Consider the following 6,850-nt stretch of genomic DNA (forward strand, 5'->3'; position numbering starts at 1 on the left):
TGAGTAGGCAATAGGGCTTTATGGGCGGTCGGCTAAGTCTCCCGGAAGGGAGGTGATGCCAATGAGCACATTTGAAGCGTTAAGTCTGATGTTCCTTTTTGGAATGTTCATTCTTGCTTTGCTCACCTACTTAAAGAAAAAGTAGACCGCCCCGACCAAGGAATGCGGTCTACCTCTGTGTAACCATATTGCCTTAAAAGCCTGCCGCCCTTAAAAGCGGCTATTGCATGGAGTCGTGTTCCCGCACGGCTCCTTTTCTATTTATATCTTATCATGCGTGATTTTATACGTCTACTTTAAATGGGGCATTCATAATTACTTACGACTCTATGTTTTTCATACTATTCAATCTATGAAAATGATCTGGATCTATTTCAAATCCGTGTATATTTTGCTAACCCATAAATTAGTTCATAAGGACTATACCCTAAATAGCACCTATAATGGTAGCATATGGTAATAACAGGTAGAAAGGGTGGTATAAATGAAGTTAAAAAACATGCTTTCGACATTCATTGTTTTTGTATTGGCTATGGGAGTGTTTTCGCAAAGTGCATTTGCAATGACAGGAGTAGGAGATACGAAGGAGAATGCAATTTCCCTGTTCCCAGAAATGATTTCTAGCGGATGGGGAGTAGGACAGCAAGATGTTAACATGTATATCGACTCTGCTAGTGACCAGGATTGGTTCAAATGGACGAATATAACCGGGAAGGACTTGGTTTTGCGCGCAGCTATACAGCCAAAAGATGAAAACAGTTATCTTAGAATTGGAATGATTATTCAATATCCTTCAGGCAAACAAACATCTATTTTTTATGCCGACCCATCCAATGGGCCAGAAAAAGCTAAAACTCTAGATGGATTTCAACTTCCTCCGGGAGCAACTGTGTATATTAGTATAGATGCTAGTACATTTGGCACTCCATCTCAGTATTGGTTCCTTTTTCGGTTATTTCAATTTTGAATGCAACCACAAACAAGAGCAGTGGGATTCTTTCCTCAACTGCTCTTGTTTGTGTATCTTAAAATGTTGATTCTCCTTGTGTGTACCCGAAATACTTTAACACATTCCCCTTTCTGTACCGCTCATGAGCCTTTTGCAACAAGAAATCATCTTCAAGATCAATATATCCTGTTAAATATAGAGCTTTTAAATAGTCTTCAAATTCCTCATTCCCCAAGACCATGCTTTCCTTTTTTATTCCACCAAATATGTTTGTTTCAAGAGCCAGTAAAAACGATGTTCCTTGCGTAGTTCCCCCTGACATATAAATGTTGTCGTCAGAATTAATAAGCAGGTTGATTTCTTCTGAACTCAAATATTCTGAAGGATTAAGCTTTTCAAGCTGATTAAATCCTCTTTCATCACGAAATGTATAAGCTTTAACAATAGACTCATAATGAGCATATGGATCTTTCTTTAATCCTTCAAACTGATCTAAATCGACTTCTTCAGCAAAATATTTTGTCTTCAACCGTGTATCAATGTCACTCAGTGTAAATGGGTTAGGAATGCTTAATAACAAGAATTTTTCATATAAAGTTAAGATGTCTGGCCGCAATTGTCTGTCCCCTTTTTAAATGAATTCACTTGAGTAGGTACTAGAGGTTTTTTTAGTATTAGCTATACCTTATCACAGATTACGGTTTAATACCCGGTCGACCGTATGGACCAAAGAAAATATGACCTGTTACTCGGTTAGAATCAGCTCCGCCATGATAATGATCATAGTACAACTGATCGCTTCTACCATTTGGTGACAAGATTTTCCCTGATTTGAAGGAATAATAACCGCCTGACGAGTCCCGAGCAGAACGTGACGAAACCTAGCCCTTCGGGGCGATGGTCGCGGATATCTTACTAGATACAGTGCACAGAGAAATGAACAAGAAGCCGTGGGAATAATCCCACGGCTTCTTGTTTTGCAGGTCTAACCTAGGAGAATAACGGGAGAGATCTTCACTTCTTTTTGTTATAAAAGATAGTTGAATACAGCAATAGCTAACAGCATAAAGATGATGACAAAACCAATTTTATACCCAACCTGAAGATGTGTGTTGTTTTTTTCTTCTTCCAATAAACAAATGGATATGCGATAGCTATTAGAATAATACATATCGACAATATCGTAGCTAATGTGCTATTCATGTTGTTCAATCTCCTTGAGTTTATTCAATCACAAAGGTTTAATATCGAATATTGCCAACCAAGTCACTGCAGCGTAGACGCCATTTCCATTATTGTTGGCACTAAATCGTGTAGCCAATAAGTAAAAATATCCAGATGTTGCCCCTGTAAAACCCGAAATAGCTGGAAGCCAAGCTGTAGCACCTGTAATAAGAGCCCCTCCAGCAGCAACAGTATTATAATAATCAATTGCGTCCAGAGTTTGCTGATTAGTAAAGTAACGATCGTAACCCCACCAGTAATACGTCCACTGACCATATACCGTGAAAGGAGTAATTTCATTATTAACGATGCTTAAATCATCGTTAATAACTATGTAATCCTTCTGAGCCAGTGCATTAAGTTTATCAAAGTGTTTCTGTAAGCCTGTCAAATTGTACTTGTCGTAAAACCCTTGAGGTACATCCTTGAATTGAATTTTCCCATCCTCTGTTACATCGACATAAGGCTTAACAATTTCGATTACACTCTCAGGTGAAACTGGTTTTTCTTCGCTTAGAGCAAAAGCGCCTGGTGCGAAAACTGCAAGGAACATGAGCAAAGAGCAAAAAACCAACATCGATTTTTTCAATTACATCACCTCGTTAGTATTTTTTGACTTGCAATGCAATATTAACATAAATGTATAATTTTTGGTATTTAAATTTCGATTAGGAAGCAACAAAATTTTTTTTAGCATTTGTACTTGATTTATATACGGAACTGATATTCAAAATGTCGAGGATTAACGATAGAACATATTAAACTTTCTGAATAGTCACCCTTAGCTTCTTACTATCCCATCCCGTTACGCGGTAACCCGCTGCCTCTACTACCTCTCTGACTGGGGCGTATGCAATATTGCCTACAAGCCATTTACTTACCGTTTACAATGGCGTAATTCCCACTCCATCGTACTTCTACGCCTAGAGCTGTAGCGAGCTGCCGATCCGGGACAGTAACAAGCCCGTTCTCGAAAGTCCCGGGGGCAATGACTTTCCCGTTTAGTTCGACTGTTGCTGTATCACCACTCGGATTGATTGTTGCAGGCTTCTCTACCGCTGCCACACTGCGCAGTTTCAAGACTTAGTTTGTTTATGCAGAGAGGTTCATCCAATGATTCCCTAAAAATAAGCCCCCCGACATATTTACTTTTTTTAACACATATATAATACTCACAGTTAACCCCAATATCATAAATCGAGGTGAGACATTTGCTATCATATTTAAAGGGAGCCGGAAGCTCCCTTATTGTCGCAATCATTATTTATGTGTATTTCATTATTAATTTACCTGAACACTCCGGAATGAATTTGTACCATAAAGGAATCGCAGTAATTTTCGTGTTGAATTATTTAGGATGTCTTATCGGCTGGGGCTTACGCAATATTCTGCTCAGATATGACATTAATAATTTCCTGGTGGGAATCTTATTGTACACTATTTTAGGAGCAGTTTTTGTTTTTATTTTAAGCGCAGTAATTCCTACACATTCAATATTATATTTGATGGCCATTACAGGTTCTGTAGTTTATTATCTTGTTCAAAATGAAAAGGTATCTCAATGGTTCATTATAACTTTAGGCCCTATCATTGCTCTCGTTTTCTATATCCACTTTAGTTCTATTAACGTTTAAGACAAACAAATGTGGCTAGAACTCGTATGTTTCTAGCCACATTTGTTTCGTATAATTTTTAGAAGCAACGTTGGGAGAAGCTTTCATCCATTGGCGGGAATAGACTAAATGCATCTTTGCTACCATGATCGTAAGTTAAAAGAGGAACTGGATAATTACCGTCTACTTGTTTATAAATCTCATAATTCGGGAACCCATCATGTCGACCGGACGTGCATACCAGTCCATTTTTATCAACTTCGAATTTCATATCATAATCAATTGCTGGTGCACCATCAACCAGAGGGTTTCCTGCACTACCAATGGCTCTAAAAGAGAGTTTATCCGACTTTGTACTAATATCAATTAATTTAAATATTATCAGTACCTGCTTTACCATAATCTTTAGTTCCGTCCGAATTCAATCTTACAGTCGTTCCTGTTAGTGGCATATTTTCGATAATACTAAGGTTATTCAAATCGATTTTAATATAGTGTGCTGTTCGATATGATCCGTCGAAAGAAAATCCTCTGTTATCACCTTCAAAGACATTGCCAAATGGATCACTAATGCTTGCTGATGGAATAAAAGTTTTAATTTTAATAACCAATCGATTAGGCATAAAAAATACGGACAGAGTACGACCATTACAATTAATTGTTCGTCCGGATCCAGATGAACTGGATTGGACTAAGACACTCTACATACATACCTGTAGATGGGCCGTTTGAACGGCTGGAGCCTGAGGATTTTGGGGATATGTTGTGCGTATCTGTGCTGCTTTCAGACTTAGTCTTAGGAGCGTGTAGTGGACAAATAGGGATTAACCTGCCAGCCATCGCTGAACGGCATGGTACAGCCGCTGAGCTCATTATCCTCTTAATGGATGATGTAGAAGAATTATTGCAAATGAGTTTATAGAAAGGAGACGGAAACACCTGGTCATTTATGATTGAACTTCCGCCTGATCCTCTAACGGGAAAGAGACGGCAAAAGGGTAAGGGAGGATTTAAAACAGAGGAAGAAGCAGAGTTGGCCAAGCTCGAAAAGATCATTGAAATCAAAAAAGGTTTATACAAGCCAGATTCTAAAATGACTGTAGCAGAATACCTAGATTTCTGGTTAGATAATTACTCCAAAATCAAACACCGACATACAACTTACATCACTAATAGAGAACTCATAACCAAGTGAATTATATCAGTACTAGGTGATATCAAACTCATCAACCTAACCGCAGATCACATTGAAAAATTCCTTGTAGAGTTGAGTAAAAAAGGTTATTCGAGTTCTTATGTACATGGCATTTTTCGTGTACTCCGGAGAGCGATCAGAATGGCCCATTATAAATGGGAACTCATCCCTACAGATATTATGAAGAAGGTTGAAGCGCCACAGATAACAAAGAAGGAACGTCTTACGTGGACGCTAGAGCAGTGCCAGACGTTTCTGAAGGCGGCATCTGAGAGCCGCTTCTATACGGCCTATTTAACGGCCATAAACACAGGAATGCGGCGCGGTGAGGTTCTAGGTGTCCAAGAGAGTGACTTCTCATATGAAGGGAAATACATAGACGTTACGCAGTCACTCACATACCATAAGGAATTTGGTTTCATTATTCAAGCTCCAAAAACAAAGAAATCCGAAAGACGCACTCCAATCATTGATAGGCTTATTCTAGAAAAGCTAAAAGAGAAGATCGAGCAGAATCAAATCAACGCCCAAAACAATAAAGCGTATCAGCTACAATGGGGTTTAATAAATTGCCATTCAGACGGAGAGCCAATACGACCATCTCAATTGCGACATGATTATGAAAAGATAATCAAAAAGAGTGGACTGCCATACATTCGATTCCTGCGGCATTCATTTGCCACGAATTTATGGGAGCTTGGCTTTGACCTTAAAGACATACAAGAGGTATTAGGTCATTCTAGTGTAGCCATCACTGGAGACATCTATACACACATGAGAGATGAAAAGAAAAAGAGCCTCATGACCAAATATTCAGAAGCAATAAATTCATCAAAAGAAGCCCCCGAATCTGTGGATAACTAGTTTTCCGTTAACAAGTCCGTTAACAAATACAAGGAGCCTTATGCTCCTTACTTCCTATAGACAGCAAAAAACCCTTGTCCGACAAGGGTTTAATGATATGGTGCGCGTAGAGGGACTTGAACCCCCACGCCAAAGGCGCTAGATCCTAAGTCTAGTGCGTCTGCCAATTCCGCCATACGCGCACGATATTTAACTGGTGAGCCATGAAGGACTCGAACCTTCGACACCCTGATTAAAAGTCAGGTGCTCTACCAACTGAGCTAATGGCTCTTACAAATGGCTGGGGATATAGGATTCGAACCTATGCATGACGGAGTCAAAGTCCGTTGCCTTACCGCTTGGCTAATCCCCAACGTGGTAAAAATGGTGCCGGCGAAAGGAGTCGAACCCTCGACCTACTGATTACAAGTCAGCCGCTCTACCAACTGAGCTACACCGGCGTATTATGGTGGACGCTGACGGGATCGAACCGCCGACCCTCTGCTTGTAAGGCAGATGCTCTCCCAGCTGAGCTAAGCGTCCATAATGGTGACCCGTAGGGGATTCGAACCCCTGTTACCTCCGTGAAAGGGAGGTGTCTTAACCCCTTGACCAACGGGCCTTACAATAGAATTATCTATATTAATTACATCGATCTCTTCTGTGGAGCTCTCAACCGGGATCGAACCGGTGACCTCATCCTTACCATGGATGCACTCTACCGACTGAGCTATGAGAGCAAATGGCTCCCCGAACAGGACTCGAACCTGTGACAACTCGATTAACAGTCGAGTGCTCTACCAACTGAGCTATCAGGGAATATTACCGGACTCTCACAGGACATGCCTGCATGTAGTCCTTACAAAGGACAGCTTGGCGGCGTCCTACTCTCCCGGGACCCTGCGGTCCAAGTACCATCGGCGCTGGAGGGCTTAACGGTCGTGTTCGGGATGGGTACGCGTGGAACCCCTCCGCCATCGCCACCAAACAGCATTGGCTTAATGCCAATATGAAGTTCAAGGTCAT

9 protein-coding genes, 8 tRNA genes and 1 rRNA gene are annotated in these 6,850 nt (G+C 40.6%); 5 read left to right on the forward strand and 13 right to left on the reverse strand.

What is annotated here, in order from left to right; all coding sequences use genetic code 11:
- Positions 1 to 61 precede the first annotated feature (61 nt).
- Both PAV_RS35975 and PAV_RS06370 read left to right on the forward strand, forming a co-directional pair.
- The gene (locus PAV_RS35975) at positions 62 to 145 is read left to right on the forward strand and encodes a putative holin-like toxin (RefSeq protein ID WP_262866466.1); all 84 of its coding nucleotides are present in this window, start codon (positions 62 to 64) and stop codon (positions 143 to 145) included.
- A 339-nt stretch (positions 146 to 484) separates the two neighbouring features.
- Positions 485 to 967, forward strand: coding sequence for a hypothetical protein (locus tag PAV_RS06370; RefSeq protein WP_005544447.1), 483 nt, complete (start codon positions 485 to 487; stop codon positions 965 to 967).
- A gap of 58 nt (positions 968 to 1,025) precedes the next feature.
- Here PAV_RS06370 and PAV_RS06375 read toward each other — a convergent pair whose 3' ends face one another.
- From PAV_RS06375 to PAV_RS35980, 4 genes are all read right to left on the reverse strand, one after another.
- Positions 1,026 to 1,565: a hypothetical protein gene (locus tag PAV_RS06375; RefSeq protein ID WP_005544449.1), complete on the reverse strand. Its 540-nt coding sequence runs from the start codon at positions 1,563 to 1,565 to the stop codon at positions 1,026 to 1,028.
- Between the two features lie 615 nt (positions 1,566 to 2,180).
- Positions 2,181 to 2,762 (reverse strand): hypothetical protein, encoded by a 582-nt coding sequence (locus PAV_RS06380; protein ID WP_005544452.1) that lies wholly within the window; start codon positions 2,760 to 2,762, stop codon positions 2,181 to 2,183.
- 284 nt (positions 2,763 to 3,046) lie between these two features.
- Complete coding sequence (locus PAV_RS06385) at positions 3,047 to 3,253, reverse strand: hypothetical protein (protein ID WP_040735022.1); 207 nt, start codon at positions 3,251 to 3,253, stop codon at positions 3,047 to 3,049.
- 612 nt (positions 3,254 to 3,865) lie between these two features.
- Positions 3,866 to 4,186, reverse strand: a complete 321-nt coding sequence (locus tag PAV_RS35980) for a DUF3238 domain-containing protein (RefSeq protein ID WP_005544456.1) — start codon at positions 4,184 to 4,186, stop codon at positions 3,866 to 3,868.
- Between the two features lie 276 nt (positions 4,187 to 4,462).
- Between PAV_RS35980 and PAV_RS33235 the strand changes: the two genes are divergently transcribed.
- From PAV_RS33235 to PAV_RS06405, 3 genes are all read left to right on the forward strand, one after another.
- Positions 4,463 to 4,708: a hypothetical protein gene (locus tag PAV_RS33235; RefSeq protein WP_005544458.1), complete on the forward strand. Its 246-nt coding sequence runs from the start codon at positions 4,463 to 4,465 to the stop codon at positions 4,706 to 4,708.
- A gap of 27 nt (positions 4,709 to 4,735) precedes the next feature.
- On the forward strand, positions 4,736 to 4,981 hold the full coding sequence (locus tag PAV_RS06400; RefSeq protein ID WP_005544460.1) for an Arm DNA-binding domain-containing protein: 246 nt from the start codon (positions 4,736 to 4,738) through the stop codon (positions 4,979 to 4,981).
- Positions 4,982 to 5,122: 141 nt separating this feature from the next.
- Entirely contained in the window at positions 5,123 to 5,845 is a 723-nt protein-coding gene (locus PAV_RS06405; RefSeq protein WP_005544461.1) for a site-specific integrase, read from the forward strand.
- A 98-nt stretch (positions 5,846 to 5,943) separates the two neighbouring features.
- Here PAV_RS06405 and PAV_RS06410 read toward each other — a convergent pair.
- The 9 genes from PAV_RS06410 to rrf form a co-directional block, all read right to left on the reverse strand.
- Positions 5,944 to 6,027 (reverse strand) — tRNA-Leu (locus PAV_RS06410).
- Between the two features lie 12 nt (positions 6,028 to 6,039).
- Positions 6,040 to 6,115: transfer RNA gene (locus PAV_RS06415), tRNA-Lys, on the reverse strand.
- A gap of 7 nt (positions 6,116 to 6,122) precedes the next feature.
- Positions 6,123 to 6,197: transfer RNA gene (locus PAV_RS06420), tRNA-Gln, on the reverse strand.
- Between the two features lie 12 nt (positions 6,198 to 6,209).
- A tRNA-Thr gene (locus PAV_RS06425) sits at positions 6,210 to 6,285 on the reverse strand.
- 6 nt (positions 6,286 to 6,291) lie between these two features.
- A tRNA-Val gene (locus PAV_RS06430) sits at positions 6,292 to 6,367 on the reverse strand.
- A gap of 4 nt (positions 6,368 to 6,371) precedes the next feature.
- Positions 6,372 to 6,446: transfer RNA gene (locus PAV_RS06435), tRNA-Glu, on the reverse strand.
- Positions 6,447 to 6,488: 42 nt separating this feature from the next.
- Positions 6,489 to 6,564 (reverse strand) — tRNA-Thr (locus PAV_RS06440).
- Between the two features lie 3 nt (positions 6,565 to 6,567).
- A tRNA-Asn gene (locus PAV_RS06445) sits at positions 6,568 to 6,643 on the reverse strand.
- 52 nt (positions 6,644 to 6,695) lie between these two features.
- Positions 6,696 to 6,812 (reverse strand): 5S ribosomal RNA (gene rrf, locus PAV_RS06450).
- Positions 6,813 to 6,850: the final 38 nt, after the last annotated feature.

The sequence above is a fragment of the Paenibacillus alvei DSM 29 genome, from assembly GCF_000293805.1.
Taxonomy (GTDB): domain Bacteria; phylum Bacillota; class Bacilli; order Paenibacillales; family Paenibacillaceae; genus Paenibacillus_B; species Paenibacillus_B alvei.